Origin of the sequence: Sphingopyxis sp. HIX (assembly GCF_001468285.1) — a bacterium.
Taxonomy (GTDB): Bacteria; Pseudomonadota; Alphaproteobacteria; order Sphingomonadales; family Sphingomonadaceae; genus Sphingopyxis.
On sequence record NZ_LNSB01000012.1, the window covers coordinates 37,541 to 51,082 of the forward strand.

General features: G+C 61.6%; 12 protein-coding genes. 4 read left to right on the plus strand and 8 right to left on the minus strand.

Features of this window, described 5'->3' with window-relative positions:
* Nucleotides 1-2: 2 nt before the first annotated feature.
* Complete coding sequence (locus tag ATE62_RS07720) at nucleotides 3-2,339, minus strand: TonB-dependent receptor (protein ID WP_058807243.1); 2,337 nt, start codon at nucleotides 2,337-2,339, stop codon at nucleotides 3-5.
* Nucleotides 2,340-2,540: 201 nt separating this feature from the next.
* Here ATE62_RS07720 and ATE62_RS07725 point away from each other — a divergent pair, with 201 nt between their 5' ends.
* Nucleotides 2,541-3,170, plus strand: a complete 630-nt coding sequence (locus ATE62_RS07725) for a TetR/AcrR family transcriptional regulator (protein ID WP_058807242.1) — start codon at nucleotides 2,541-2,543, stop codon at nucleotides 3,168-3,170.
* A 307-nt stretch (nucleotides 3,171-3,477) separates the two neighbouring features.
* Here ATE62_RS07725 and ATE62_RS07730 read toward each other — a convergent pair whose 3' ends face one another.
* Nucleotides 3,478-4,101: a GntR family transcriptional regulator gene (locus tag ATE62_RS07730; RefSeq protein WP_058818488.1), complete on the minus strand. Its 624-nt coding sequence runs from the start codon at nucleotides 4,099-4,101 to the stop codon at nucleotides 3,478-3,480.
* 67 nt (nucleotides 4,102-4,168) lie between these two features.
* Nucleotides 4,169-5,374 carry a CaiB/BaiF CoA transferase family protein gene (locus ATE62_RS07735; protein ID WP_058807240.1) on the minus strand — a complete coding sequence of 402 codons (1,206 nt, stop codon included), beginning with the start codon at nucleotides 5,372-5,374 and terminating at the stop codon, nucleotides 4,169-4,171.
* 500 nt (nucleotides 5,375-5,874) lie between these two features.
* Between ATE62_RS07735 and ATE62_RS07740 the strand changes: the two genes are divergently transcribed.
* The 3 genes from ATE62_RS07740 to ATE62_RS22815 all read left to right on the plus strand — a co-directional run bounded on the left by ATE62_RS07740 (nucleotide 5,875) and on the right by ATE62_RS22815 (nucleotide 8,560).
* Nucleotides 5,875-6,855 (plus strand): DMT family transporter, encoded by a 981-nt coding sequence (locus ATE62_RS07740; RefSeq protein WP_231736187.1) that lies wholly within the window; start codon nucleotides 5,875-5,877, stop codon nucleotides 6,853-6,855.
* A 208-nt stretch (nucleotides 6,856-7,063) separates the two neighbouring features.
* Nucleotides 7,064-7,951 carry an IclR family transcriptional regulator gene (locus ATE62_RS07745; RefSeq protein WP_231736189.1) on the plus strand — a complete coding sequence of 296 codons (888 nt, stop codon included), beginning with the start codon at nucleotides 7,064-7,066 and terminating at the stop codon, nucleotides 7,949-7,951.
* Between the two features lie 63 nt (nucleotides 7,952-8,014).
* Nucleotides 8,015-8,560: a TIGR02444 family protein gene (locus ATE62_RS22815; protein ID WP_082662668.1), complete on the plus strand. Its 546-nt coding sequence runs from the start codon at nucleotides 8,015-8,017 to the stop codon at nucleotides 8,558-8,560.
* Here ATE62_RS22815 and ATE62_RS07755 read toward each other — a convergent pair.
* Genes ATE62_RS07755 through ATE62_RS07770 form a run of 5 tightly spaced genes read right to left on the minus strand, consistent with a single transcriptional unit; the run spans nucleotide 8,508 to nucleotide 13,531 of the window.
* Complete coding sequence (locus ATE62_RS07755; RefSeq protein ID WP_058807238.1) at nucleotides 8,508-8,867, minus strand: c-type cytochrome; 360 nt, start codon at nucleotides 8,865-8,867, stop codon at nucleotides 8,508-8,510. The genes ATE62_RS22815 and ATE62_RS07755 overlap by 53 nt on opposite strands.
* Nucleotides 8,868-8,889: 22 nt before the next feature.
* Nucleotides 8,890-10,350, minus strand: a complete 1,461-nt coding sequence (locus ATE62_RS07760; RefSeq protein WP_058807237.1) for an FAD-binding oxidoreductase — start codon at nucleotides 10,348-10,350, stop codon at nucleotides 8,890-8,892.
* Between the two features lie 9 nt (nucleotides 10,351-10,359).
* A complete protein-coding gene (locus ATE62_RS23575) occupies nucleotides 10,360-10,599 on the minus strand; it encodes a non-oxidative hydroxyarylic acid decarboxylases subunit D (protein WP_058815051.1) in 240 nt (79 codons plus the stop codon).
* Entirely contained in the window at nucleotides 10,596-12,074 is a 1,479-nt protein-coding gene (locus tag ATE62_RS07765; RefSeq protein WP_058807236.1) for a non-oxidative hydroxyarylic acid decarboxylases subunit C, read from the minus strand. Before ATE62_RS07765 ends, ATE62_RS23575 begins: the two co-directional genes overlap by 4 nt.
* The gene (locus tag ATE62_RS07770; RefSeq protein WP_058807235.1) at nucleotides 12,074-13,531 is read right to left on the minus strand and encodes an aldehyde dehydrogenase family protein; all 1,458 of its coding nucleotides are present in this window, start codon (nucleotides 13,529-13,531) and stop codon (nucleotides 12,074-12,076) included. The genes ATE62_RS07765 and ATE62_RS07770 overlap by 1 nt, the downstream gene beginning before the upstream one ends.
* Nucleotides 13,532-13,542: the final 11 nt, after the last annotated feature.

Here is a 13,542-nt window from a genome sequence, read left to right on the forward strand (position 1 = left end):
CCTCAAAACTTCACCGACGCTGCGACAAATATCTGGCGAGGATTGCCGTAGAATGCGGTAAGCGTCCCTTCCCTTCCGAGAGCGGGTATGAGATTCCCGGACGCATTTCGGAGCAAGGCGCCCGTGCGGGCATCGACTGCCATGAACGTGTAGCCCGACGTCTTGTAGCGCTTGTCGAGCAGATTCTTGCCATGGAGGCCGACGGACCAGCGTCCGCCCGGCGCGCGGTACACAAGATTGGCGTCGAACAGGGAGTAGCCGTCCTGATCGAGGAACGGGTTGGGAATCTCAAACTGGTAAGTCTTCGAACGATACGACCAGGTGGCAGACGCGTTTATGCTCCCGTCACCGACTGGCATCAGATAGGCAGCGGTAACGCTCGAGGTCCACTTTGGCGTATTCTGTACCTGCCGGAAATCTGCGACATCCACGGGCGCTCCCGCTACGAGGGTCACATATTCCTTGTACTCGGCATCGATATAGCCGAGCGTCCCGGCGACGCTCAAGCCGCCGGGGAGGCGGACATTGGCTTCCGCCTCTACGCCGCGAAACCGAGCCTTGCCCGCGTTGCTCACGACGCCGCAGAAGCTTGGCACGCCGGCGACCGTGCAGCCGACCGATCCGGGAATCTGGACATTCTTGTAATCGGCATGAAATGCTGCGAGCGCCAGCGTCAGTCGCCGGTCGAAAAGGGCGCCCTTGTAGCCGATTTCGTAGCTGTCGACCGACTCGGGTGCGAAGCTCAGGAACGCGGCGACCTCGTCATTTTCCCGGACGCCGTTTCCATTCAGGTCCGGCGCGTTCGCGCCAACCCCGCGTGGATCGAAACCGCCACCTTTGAAGCCCTGGGAATAGCTGGCGTAAAGATTGTGATCGGGCGTCGGCTTGAAGCTGATCGAGGCGCGGGGTGTGAACTTGCTGAACACGCTACGCCCCCTGAAATTGGTCGACGGACCACCCAGCGGTACGCCCGCGCCGCCGAACACGGTGGATCCGCCGCCGAGATAATTCTGGCGAAGGATCTGGGCTTTGCGTTCATCCCAAGTGTAGCGCCCGCCGACCGACAGGCTGAACTGATCAGAGAAGTCATAGGTGAAATCGCCAAAGGCGGCGAGCGTGTTGGTCCGCACATCTGCACTCGTATATGCCGCAAGGGTCGGCACGGTTGTGAAGATACGCGCATCGAACTGCGTCAGCGCCGATGCGTCGAGATAGTAGCCGCCGATCAGACCGTGAAAGCGATCGGTGTCGATCAGCAGCTGAATTTCCTGACTGAACTGCGTATTGTCATATAGCCCCGGAACGTCCGTATCTTCCGATGGCAGCGCGTCGAAATCGATCGGGCCTGCCGATTTGTCAGCACGGTATGCCGTGATGGACCGGAACATGATGCTGTCAGCCGGACGCGCCTCAAGGAAAAGCGACGCGCCCCACGCTTCGACGTCCTGCTTGGGGGTGTTGAGGGCTCCCCGTGTGTCATAGACATCAGACAAAACGGGAGCGCCGGTAAGCTGGCTCACGATCAGCCTGTGCCCTCCCCTCGGATTCGACATGTCATGGGTATAATCGCCGGTAAGCCGGGCGAAGATCTGATCTCCATGCACCTCGGCGGTCCCGCGAGCCGCGATCACCTTTTTATCGTAATTGTCCAAGCCGGTCGTCAGATTATCGCCGAATCCGTCCCGATTCAGCGATGCGAATGCGCCACCGAGACGAAGGATACGGCCCGAATCGACGGGCATGCTCGCACTTACTACCGCGTCGCGCTGATTGTAGCTTCCGTAGGCGGCTCGCAGGTTGATCTCGGCTTCGTCGGGAAGCTTCTTGGTGACATATTTGACCGCGCCGCCGACGGTATTGCGGCCATAGAGCGTTCCCTGCGGTCCTCGAAGGATTTCGATCCGTTCTACATCATAAATATCAAGAACGGCAGCCTGGGGACGATTCAGATACACGTCGTCGAGATAGATACCGACACCCTGCTCGAAACCCGAGACGGGATCCTGCTGCCCGACGCCGCGAATGAAGGCAGTGAGCGTCGAGTTGGTTGCACGCGACGCCTCGAGGGTGACGTTGGGCGTGACATTCGACAAATCGGTGATGTCGATCGCGCCCTGTGCTTCGAGCTTTTCCCCGCTGAACGCGGTGATCGCGATCGGGACATTGATGAGAGTTTCCTCGCGGCGACGAGCCGTGACAACGATCTCGCTACCATCGTCCGACGCCGCCGCACTCTCTGTCCCGGCAGGTGCCCCCTCCTGCGCATGTGCAGCCGCGACGGCTCCCGAGGCCACGCCGGCAAGAATGACCGCGCGCACGGCTTTTCCCAGAATGATCATCTACCCTCTCCCCTAATTGATTCTATATGGTATGAGAAATTCGTACGCCGAGGTGAACGGGTCGTCAACTTCATATTCTAGCCGAGGTCGCAAGATCTCGGCCTTCATGCGCCGTAGCGCATCGATCAAGTCGACGTATCCATACCTATTAGTATATATGCACCTTGACCGGCCGGGCAGCAGTCCGATAGGCGTACTGCTATGTCCGGCACCCAATCAATCAAACACGCGGGGGGCGAAGTCCACAGTACACCCCCCTCCCGCGCACTGAAGCGCGGCCCGAAGCGCAAGCTCGACGAAGATCACTGGTTTGAGGCGGCGCTGGACGCGATGGCGATCGGCGGCGTGGAGCGGGTGAGGATTGACCGCCTTGCCGCTGATCTTGGCGTCACCAAGGGCAGTTTCTATGTCCTTTTTCGGTCACGCGAGGCGTTTCTGGACGAACTCCTTGCCCATTGGCGCCGGATTTCCACCTTGCAGGTGATTGCAGAACTGAGTGCAATCAACGAGCCGCCCCTCGATCGCCTGGCCCGCGTCTTTGCCATCTCAACCTCCGATCGCGCCAAACGACGGGCGCGCATCGAGGCAGGATTTCGCCTTTGGGCATATGATGATCTCCGCGCCTCCCAAACGATGAGGGAAATCGATCACCATCGCCTCCTCTATTTCCAATCTGTGGTCGCAGCCGCTGGGATACCCGCAGATGACGCCCGGCCACGGGCGTTTCTCATCTACTCCTACCTGATTGGCGATGCGATGCTGGCGGCCGGGCAGGATGATCTACGGGAAGTATGCAGAGCCTTTCTGTCGACCGGAAGCCAGCGGCAATAATCATTCATGGCCCGGTAGCGCCTCGTTCGCTCACCAAAGCACTCGCCAAATATGGCTGCGAACGCGCGGTCGGCTGACACACGAGACCGCAATGGTTCACAATTTCCGCCGAGCGGGCTGACGGAACCGTGAAGACTGTCGGATGCTCCAGCGACATGCCGGCCTCGTCATGGACATCGAGGAGCTTGGGCGAGATATTGATGTGCTTCGGCCCTTGGCGGAGCGCTTCGCGTCGTCGCAGGAGGGGGCGCCGAAGTTCAGTCGGAACCGAACCTGCCGCGGCTCCAGAACATAATGGCATATTGCATCAAGAGAGACAGGATTTCGCCAGACCCTCGATGTGGATCCGGGCGGCGGCTTTGGATCCTTCCACATCTCCTGCGGACACATTCTCGATCAGCCCGTTAAGCCGGTCCTGAAATCCTCGCAAGTCAGGCGCTGTGTCTGAGGATTGCATGACGAAGAAATTCGCCATGCTGATTAACGATCCGAATTTCTGGCTTATGAGCGGCGATCCAGCCATCGCGTGAACAATGTCGAGGAGTTCCTTGCCTCGCAGGAGCTTTTCGCTATCCGCAAGGCCGTCCCATTCACCGGCGAGTGTGCGCATGGCGACGATGATGGTCCGTCGCCCTCCTTCGCCGCGCGCAGCCGCAAGGCCGGCAAACTCCTCCTCCACAAGGACGAGGCAGCGGAAAAAATCGTCGATTCTTCCCGGACTCGGATGGACTACATCACAGCCGACCTGAGGCACGACGCGGACATATCCCTCTACCGCCAGCGCATTTAGCGCAGCTCCGATCGGTTGCCGGCTGGCACCGGTTTCCGCAGCGAGGTCGTTCACGATTATCCGATCGCCGAAGCGATATTTCCCGCAGATCAGTCGGCATAACAGTTCGTCATAGAGCGTGTCCCGCTTGTTGGCGCTCATCGCTCGAGCCTCGCGCTCGCTATTCGGACGTTGGTTAGCCCCGCCCGGACCCAAGCGATCCCTAGTCTCATCCGACAATGCCCCGAGCCCGCAAAGCGGCGATTTGGCCGGAGTTCAAACCGAGGTCGCGAGCCAGAATTTCGTCGGTGTTTTCACCGAGCATCGGTGGCGCGCTCGAAGCGACAGCCCGCTTCCCGTCGATCATGATCGGGCTTGCGACGCCGGGAAGGTCACCGAGCTGCTCATGTTGGAGTTCGACCTTCATTCCCCGGTGCCGGACATGAGGATCGGCAAATACGTCGGCGATCTCGTTGATCGGCCCTGCCGGGACACCGGCCGCGTCCAGCCTCTCGATCCATGTGTCGGCGCTGGCTGCGGTGAACAACGGGACCAGTTCGCACTCAAGCGCAGACTTGTGAACGGCGCGGGAGCCATTGGTGGCGAAGCGGGGATCTTCTGCAAGATCCGGGCGGCCGACCGCTTCACACAATCGCCGGAATTGCGAATCATTTCCTATCGCGAGATTGATCCCGCGGTCAGCGGCCAGGAATGATTGATAGGGAACGATGTTGGGATGCGCATTCCCGTAGCGGGGCGGGTTCTGCCCGGTCGCAAAATAGTTGAAGGCCTGATTTGCGAGCGTCGCGACCGTTACGTCGAGCAAGGAAACGTCGAGATGACAACCGGAGCCGGTGCGACCCTGCTTGAAGAGAGCGGCAAGGATCGCAGCCGTGGCGTATAGGCCGGTCATGATATCCGATAGCGCGACGCCTGTTTTCATGGGACCGCTTTCGGCAGAGCCCGTCACGCTCATCAGGCCTCCCATGCCCTGAGCGATAAAGTCGTAGCCCGGGCGGCCGCTGTAGGGGCCATCCTGGCCAAATCCCGTGACCGAGCAATAGACCAGCCGGGGATTAAGAGAGCGCAGGCTTTCCGCGTCCAATCCATATCGCTTGAGCACGCCAACCTTGAAATTCTCGACGACGACGTCGGAGCCGGCGGCCAGGGTCCGGATGAGTTCCTGACCTTCGGAGCTGGCGAAGTCGGCGGCGAGCGCCAGCTTGCCGCGATTTGCGCACAAGTAATAGGCCGAAGTCTGCACATCATTCCGGTGCAGCCATGGTGGACCCCATTTACGCGTATCGTCCCCCTCCTGCGGTCGTTCGACCTTGATCACGGTGGCCCCCATATCGGCCATGAGCTGCGTCGCCCATGGCCCAGCCAGCACGCGACTCAGGTCAAGAATCCGGACGCCCTCGAGCAACCGGCTCATTGCTCACATCTCTTCGCGAAGGGCCCGCTTGTCATCTTAACGTCTCGACCCGGACGTCGCATGGCGCATCACGCCGCCCCGCTCGTGGCGAAGTGACATCAGGCCCGGCTTCCAGATGCCCAAGCCCGAGCAAGCCGTTCCACGACGCCGACTGCCCAAGATATTTCACATCCGAATCCATCAGCACTCCATCTCGGCTCACGGTGGAGACGCCGGAGCGGGCCGGGAAGAATTGCCGGCGCGTCGCGCTGCGATCGGAGCGATCGTCGCGCTGACGGATCTACCGGTCCTTTCCGGGTCAGCATGTCGCGATCGGGCCAGCTCCTCGACAAGCCCGCCACATCGCTGTTCGTCCCGGAAATCCATGTCGCCCTCACCCCGCTATTGCATTACGACGAATGTGATGCACTATGTGCAATACTCAATGGCTCAGCAAGGCTCGTTATTCAAGCCTGTTCGCTTGATCCGGAGAGCGACCGCGCAACCCGGAAAAGGAGCTGTTGAATGTCGGTAAGCATATGATGGCCGTTCGCGACCGGATTTGGGGCTCGGCGAGCCTGCTACTGTGTTCCGCGTCGCTTTTCTGGGCACTCAACCCCATCGTCGCGCGGGCCGTCCACCATCTGGTGTCACCCTTGGGGATGGCGTTCTGGCGGTGGGTCGTGGCTATGGGCGTCGGTATGATCTTCGCCTGGCCGCATCTTGTCGACGACCGCCGGGAAATCCTGCGCGAGTGGAAAATGCTCGCGCTGCTCGGAACCTTGGGTATCGGGGCGTTTGCCCTCGTCGTCTATTGGGGGCTTCAATATACCACGGCGACGAACAATCTGATGATGCAAGGCGCGATGCCGTCTATGATCCTGCTTCTTTCAACACTGGTCTTCAGAGACAAGATCACGCCTGGCCAGCTCGTGGGCACTCTGGTTTCCCTCGCAGGACTATTGGTGATCGTGGCGCAGGGCAGCATGGCGAACCTGCTCGCCATGACATTCAACCGCGGGGATGCCGCCGCGCTCTTCGGCGTTTTTCTTTATTCGCTATATTCGACGCTGCTGCGCAAACGGCCCGCGATCCATCAGCTAAGCTTCCTGGTCACCCTGTTCGGTGTCGGGGCGGCCAGTATCGCGCTGCCATATTCCCTGGAGATCGCCCAGGGCCATTACATGGCGGCACGGGCCGAGGTCGTTCTTGCCATTCTCTATGTGGGAATATTCCCGTCGCTTCTCGCCTACTTCTTCTTCAATCGATCAGTCGACCTCATCGGCATCTCCCGCGCCAGCATCTATATGAACCTGCCGCCGATATTCGGGGTTGGACTTGCGATCCTGCTGCTGGGCGAGCGCCTCGCGCCGTTTCACCTCGTGGGTGCGGTGCTCGTGGCGTCGGGCGTTTTCCTGGCGACGCGCCGAGGGGCCGAGGCCTCGCCCACGGTCGGCGAAGCAGAGCCCAAGGCAGCCGAAGCTGAGCCGATCTCACGCTAGGGCGCAGGCGGATTTCCAGCTTTGCGGGGCCCTTATGGCGCCGGGGATCGCACGCGTGGCGCCATGACCGCATAGGAATGCACCCGTTCCCGACCAAGAAACGCCTTTGCATTGCGCGCGATGAATTGTATCTAACGAGCTTATAGTGATCGTGGTTCGCGCTTTCTGTGACGGGCCGCGGAGTTGCATAGACTGGAATGGAAATACTTTGGAACGACTCGGCAAGAGCGTGCGCAAGACGAACGTGGAAGACGACAACATCGCACCCTCCGAGGCGCCTGCCCAAACTGGTTCGCGGGCACCCCGATCGGCTCAGGCCCCAAGGCCCCGGAAGAGTATCCAGTCGGTCGAGACCGGCGTCCGCGTGCTTGAAGCTCTCATTTCCTGCCCTGGCGGCTGTGCTCCCCTACGAGACATCGCGGCCGCTGCGGCCATGTCGCGGAGTCAGGCTCACCGTTATCTCCTGGCCTATATCAACACCGGGCTGGTTCAGCAGGAGCCTTCCGACGGCCGATATTCGCTTGGCCCGATGGCCCTCAAGGTCGGCCTATCCGCCCTTTCGCGGCTCGATGTGATCCGGATTACGACCGCCTACCTGCGGCAACTCGCCGATGACCTTCAAACCACGGGGCTGCTCACGATCTGGGGCGACTATGGCCCGACGATTATCCGCTGGCTCGACGGAGGCGTTCCCATAGCGACGTCGCTGCACGTGGGTTCGGTCCTTCCGATCCAGCACTCCTCGGCAGGCCTGACGTTCATGGCCTTCCAGCCGCCGCTTGCCTATAAAACCCTCCTCGAGCGCGAGCGGGCGACTCGCGCGGCGATCGACGAGACGGAACTTCAGGGAATGCTGTTCGAGATCCGGCGTCAGGGCTATGCCAAGGTTGACGGTCAGGTCGTACCTGGGCTTGCCGCCATCTCGGTGCCTATTTTCGACATGCAGGGCAAGACGGTAGCCGTGATCGGTGTCCTTGGCCGGATGTCCGACAAGCACTTCTTCTGCCAGGGCAATGTTGACAAGGTGAAAGCCGCGGCCAATGAGGCGAGTCTCGCGATGGGATGGCAGCCGGATGAGGCGCGTGCTGCATCCTGAACCGGCGCTCGCGGTATCGTCGCCTGCTGAGCCCGGTCTTTAAGGCCACTCGGTGGTCAGGCGATGATTGAACTCGACCCGGACTTTTTCTGGAATTTCTCTCTAGACGCCTACGCTCGCCCCGGTGTTGCCCGCCTGTGCCTGACCTTGCAGGACGATCATGGGCTCGACGTCAATGTCCTGCTGTTCTGCTGCTGGATCGCGCAAAGCCGGTCGGCACCGGTCGCAGAATGCGACATCGAGCGTCTCGTGGGCGAGGTCGCACCGACCAACGTCGAGGTGGTTTGGCCGCTCCGTCGCGCGCGCAGATGGCTGAAGGCGGCAGCAGAGGCCGAAGATGATATCGCTCCAGCGGCTGCGCGCACCCGTGCCCTGGTGAAAGAGGCAGAACTTGCAGGCGAACGCCTCGTACAACAGATATTGGCGACGTCGGCGCGGCTATCGTCGGCCGCGAGCATTCAAAACCCCGTTGACGCGGCAGATCTGAGCCTCGCTGCCTATGCCCGTGCAACCGGTGCAATCGCCGCAGGCCCAGATCTTCGCCACCTCGCGAGGCTCATCCTCCAGTCGGCCGGGCCAGCGGCTTCGGCGGAACCTTTGCAGTCTTGAGATAGGTTATGAGGAGTTGGAGATCGTCTTCCGATATCTCGGTCGGCCGAAACGGCGGCATCTCGACAAGACCGTTGCGCACGACCGAATGGACATAATCGCCGTCGAGGTCGGTTCGGCCGATCAGCGAAGCGACCGGGCGATCAAGCTCCTGAAGAAGCATCGTTCCGGGATGACCCGGACCCGGATCGTGGCAGCCCGCGCAGTGGAGGGCGTAGAGTTCCATCCCGTCCGGCTTGACCTCCCCGTTCTGCTTCGAGCAGGCTGCGAGTATCAGCAGGGCGATAGCCGGAATTCCCATCTTCATGGTTCGAGCTCCTCTGCGCCGCTCAGGCAGAAACAAAAAGATTTGCGGGATCGAGCGCGCGCTTGACCCGGGCGTGGAGCTGCGCCGTGGCGCCGCTCTCGTAACTTGCCCGAGCAGCCCCCGTCAGCGAAGCTTCCACATGCGTCTGACCGAAACCGGCGCTCGCTTGCGCTTCGATGATTTCCTGCGCGCAGGTTCGAACCTTCCCGTTACCCTCGCTGCTTCCATTCCAGCAAATATGCTGCAGATGCTGAGCGGAGCGCCAAATTGCGTTGGTTTCTGTCAACAAGTCGAACCCATGACGCCCGGCAGCGTCCCGCGACAGCTCGTAGAGGCGCAAGACGTCCGCGCCGTCGACGGGGCTCACGGGGCTGACGCGCATCGACGATCCGCCGGCCCATGCAGGCACGCGCCCCGGAGGCGCGCCGACGGAACCGCTCATCATGCCGGCCCGCCAATCCCACAACCCGCGGTTCGCGAAGTCCGTGCCCGACAGAATGCGCGCGCCGCTGATCGACGAGAAAGCATCCGAGATCATCGACCAGGCAATGGAGACATTTTCGGGCAAGCCGTAAAGCGAGCCGTAGAGCGTCCAATATCCAAGACCTAACGACGCTCCGGCCTTTCCGATCTCGCTGGCCTTCATTGGTCCGGACCCGGCGAAGTCGCGTCGGGTCTTGCCCGCGAGGGCTGCCTCATGCAGGGCATTCGCGACCGCAACGCCGTTCGGAACCACCATGTTGGTCTTGAGCGGACCGAGCACGTCGAAGAGGGCCGCAAGGTCGTCTTCTCCCGGCACGGTTACCGCGAAAGGCTTGGCCGCGGGCGGACTGGGCATCAGCCAGAGGCCGACCTTCGTGACGATCCCGAGGTCGGACTGCGTGAAGAGGCCGTCAACCCATGGGCCGTACCCGAATTTGAACAGCTGCCAGCATGTACTCTTGGGCATGGCTCCCATGCCCGTCCGCACGCTGCGACCGTCGGCCAACATGACCTCGAGGCCACATTGCATGAGATAATGGTCTGCATATGGCGTATAACCGGCGCGGCGCTGGATGAAGGCATCTGCGACAGACTCATCGGGATCGCCGGGGCAATCGATCCCGAGTCTGAGGCCGCGCTCGCTGATATGCTCGGACAATTGCTGGAAGGTGACGCCAGGTTCGACCAGACAATAAGCGAGTTCCTCGTTCACCTCGAGGATCTTGTTCATGCGGGAAAGGTCGAGGATGATGATCTTGTCGCGCGCGGCTGCATCGCGCCCCGGCGCCGCTCGGGATGCCGGCTGGAGTGCGGCGCCTGCCGACCGTGCCGCGGCGAGGATCCTGGAAAGCTCCTCCTCGCCGGCCGGCGCGACAATCGCTATCGGCAGATTCCGTCCCGATCGAAACGGCGCCAACATCGCGGGATCGCGCGTCAAACTGGCGCCTCCCACCGAAGCTTCAATGGCGTTGACCGCCGCGGCTTGTCGCGTCGCGTCCATTTGGAGCTCCTATTTCTGGAAGTTCGAAGGCTGGAGGACGACCGGGAACCGCCCGGGGTCCGAAATGTCGAGAGCGAATTCCCCGGCGCGCAGCTTGCGGTCGATCGCGCTTGCCGGCTCACTGTCGCGCCAGGAAAAGCAGCAATCGTTACAGCGCCAGATCGTCCAGACGGTCTCACCGTCATCGACACCGCGAAAATCGGCGGTGCTACCGTCGGATCCGCATCGTGGGCATTGCGCTGGCGTCACCGCACGTCTCCTCGTTGCATCTGGCGAATGCGTTTGCCAAGTTCTTCGATTTCCGGTCCGGTGGGCGGGGATACCAGATGAGCCTCGCCGACCGGATCAGGCGGTAGGTAGCTGGTCGCATCGATAATGAGATGATGCCCTTTCCCGGGCGTCACGGCGGCAGGATCGATCGGGACCATTGCCATATTGGGCAGCACGATGATGTCGTCGGCGCGCGTTCGGGTCGATAGGGCCCACATGACCTGGTTCAGGTCGAACGGATCGATGTCGGCATCGACCATGATCAGATTCTTGAGATACATCAGGCCGTGCGGAGTCCCGAGGGCGCGGAGTGCCACCGACTTGGCGAAGCCCGCCATCCGGTTCTTGACCGCAATGATGCCTGTCAGCCCATGCTGGTAAAGCGCATTAACCGCGGTGACTTCAGGAAAGGTCTGGCGGAGCTGCGCATAGATCGGCGCGGAGGTATGAAGGCCGATCAGCGTGTCATGTTCGGTCCAGCCCCTCCCGATGTAGATATTCTCGAAAATCGGGTTCTGCCGGTGCGATACCGCCGTCACCTTGAATACCGGAGCGCGCCGAACCCCGCTGTACGAGCCCGGGAATTCTCCAAACGGTCCCTCGAAGACGCGCTCGCCCAGGACGAGTTCCGCTTCGATCACGATCTCGCTGTCGGCGAGGATATCGATACCGTTTCCGGAGCTGGTGAGGCGTATCGGTGCTCCCATCATCGCCGAGGCATAGGCATATTCGGATTCATCATATCCGATCGGGGTCGCGGCAAAAAGCGCAACGCCCGGATGATTGCCGAGCATCACCGCGACCTTGAGCGGAACCCCTTCCCGCTCCGCGGCCAGGATCTGCCGGCCCATGTCATGGGCCGGGATCGTCATCAGACTGAAGCGATCGGGTCCCTGGATCTGCAGGCGGTAGATACCGACATTCTGCTTGCCGAAATCGTCCGGTTCGAGCGGATCGCGCGATGCGACCGACGCCTTCGCAAGATAGAAGCCGCCATCATATTCGTTGATCCTGTAAACGGGCAGAATATCATAGAGGTTGATATTCTCTTCGTGGCGACATTCGTGGACGGGCGCCTGCCCTTCCGACACGCGGCTGATCTGCGCCGAGGCATCGCCCCATCGGCCGGCGATATCGAAGAACATCTCCCTGATCGTGGTTCCCTTGGGCTGCCCGAGAAGCAGCGCGATATTGTCCCACGAACCATGGACGCCGACGACCGTTCGCTTCCCCGGATAACCCGCAATATTGTCGAATATGATCGCCGGCGCGTTGTTGACGTCCCGCGAAGCCGCGACGGCGATATTGCGAAGGTCGGGTTCGGGCATGACGCGGTCGCTCCAGCGAACCGCCTGCCCATGCTCCTCGAGAAGCTCCAGGAAGTCGCGCAGCGATCCGACCCCCCGCGCGCGCTCCGCGAGGTTGCTTCGCAAATTGCCGTCTGCCCGCTCCATCAATGCCCTCCTTCACCAGCGGCGCCGGTCTGAATGGTGACCCACTTCCACTCGGTCATGATGTCGAGATCGACCTCGGTTCCTTCCCGGCCGAAACCGGAGGCTTTCGCACCCCCGAATGGAACATGGGGCTCATCGTGCAGGGTCGGGGCATTGATATGCACCATACCGACCTCCGCTTCGCGCGCGAACTTCAGCGCCTTGTCGATATCGCGCGTGAAGATCGCCGCGCTCAAGCCATATTCGGTATCATTTGCGAGGCGCAGGGCCTCGTCCATGCTGTCGAACGGATAGAGCGACGTCACGGGACCGAAGGTTTCCTCCCTTGCGACGTCCATCTCCGGCATGACGCCGGCGAGGACTGTGGCTTCGCACACATTTCCGAGCCATTGCCCTCCCGCCAGCACATTGGCGCCCTTGTCCCTGGCGTCGTCAACGTGGCGCCGGACGCGTTGCCGTTGGCGATCCGAGATTATCGGCCCCAGCATCGTCGAGGAGTCGCGGAGATCGCCCCCCGTCAGCCGCGAGGCGGCCGCGGCAAACGCTTTCGAAAAATCCTCGAATATCGGGCGCTCGACATAGATTCTCGAGGCGCCCATGCAGACCTGCCCCTGATACATGAAAATGCTGAAGATCGCGGCCGCGACCGCCTTTTCGATATCTGCGTCGGCGCAGATCACGAGCGGGCTCTTGCCGCCGAGTTCGAGCGTGTATTTCTTCAGCCCCCTCGCGGCGATCGCGGCAATATGCCTTCCGACGCGCGATGAGCCCGTGAAGGTGATCGCGCGTACCTTCGGATGGCTCGTGAGCGTGTCTCCGATGCGCGCGCCGTCGCCATATACGACATTGAAAAGCCCAGCCGGAACGCCGGCCTCGGACCAGAGCCGGGCAAGCATGTCGGCAACCCGCGGCGCAGACTCGGAGGGCAAAAGGACAAAGGCATTTCCCGTCGCCAGAGCCATTGCGGACTGCTTGATCCCCTTGATCAACGGCACGTTGAACGGGGTAATGCCCGCGACCACGCCAACCGGCTCGCGCAGGCTCATGCTGAACCTGCCGGGGGCGTCCGAAGGGATGGTCTCGCCACGGATACGGCGCGGCACACCCGCCGCGGCGCGCAGGAAGCTCGCGGCAAATCGGGTTTCGAAACCGGCCTTCGCGATCGGTGAGCCGATTTCCTCGATGAGAACATCCGCAAAGGCTCCGGCGTCGCGCTCGATCAGCGCCGACGCCTTCACCATCCAATCCTCGCGCACCGCTGCCGGCAGGTGGCGATACTTGCGGAAGGCATCGTCGGCCATCTCGACGGCCCGTTCGATGTCGGCGGACGTCCCGGCCGCGGCGCGCGCGTAAAGGCTGTCGTCGACCGGGTTGAGGTCGTCGAAATATCCGGCATCGCCGGGCGCCACGAACTCGCCGGCGATCCAGTGGTGAAGGTGCGGACGGGCATGGGTCATGATGAAAATCC

Bases quoted from the DNA above. Each gene is read 5' to 3' on its own strand.
- ATE62_RS07735 (WP_058807240.1), bottom strand. From the start codon at position 5,374: ATGAGCCGGTTGCTCGAGGGCGTCCGGATTCTTGACCTGAGTCGCGTG.
- ATE62_RS22815 (WP_082662668.1), top strand. From the start codon at position 8,015: ATGATTGAACTCGACCCGGACTTTTTCTGGAATTTCTCTCTAGACGCC.
- ATE62_RS07765 (WP_058807236.1), bottom strand. From the start codon at position 12,074: ATGGAGCGGGCAGACGGCAATTTGCGAAGCAACCTCGCGGAGCGCGCG.
- ATE62_RS07720 (WP_058807243.1), bottom strand. From the start codon at position 2,339: ATGATCATTCTGGGAAAAGCCGTGCGCGCGGTCATTCTTGCCGGCGTG.
- ATE62_RS07770 (WP_058807235.1), bottom strand. From the start codon at position 13,531: ATGACCCATGCCCGTCCGCACCTTCACCACTGGATCGCCGGCGAGTTC.
- ATE62_RS07755 (WP_058807238.1), bottom strand. From the start codon at position 8,867: ATGAAGATGGGAATTCCGGCTATCGCCCTGCTGATACTCGCAGCCTGC.
- ATE62_RS07725 (WP_058807242.1), top strand. From the start codon at position 2,541: ATGTCCGGCACCCAATCAATCAAACACGCGGGGGGCGAAGTCCACAGT.
- ATE62_RS07760 (WP_058807237.1), bottom strand. From the start codon at position 10,350: ATGGACGCGACGCGACAAGCCGCGGCGGTCAACGCCATTGAAGCTTCG.
- ATE62_RS07730 (WP_058818488.1), bottom strand. From the start codon at position 4,101: ATGAGCGCCAACAAGCGGGACACGCTCTATGACGAACTGTTATGCCGA.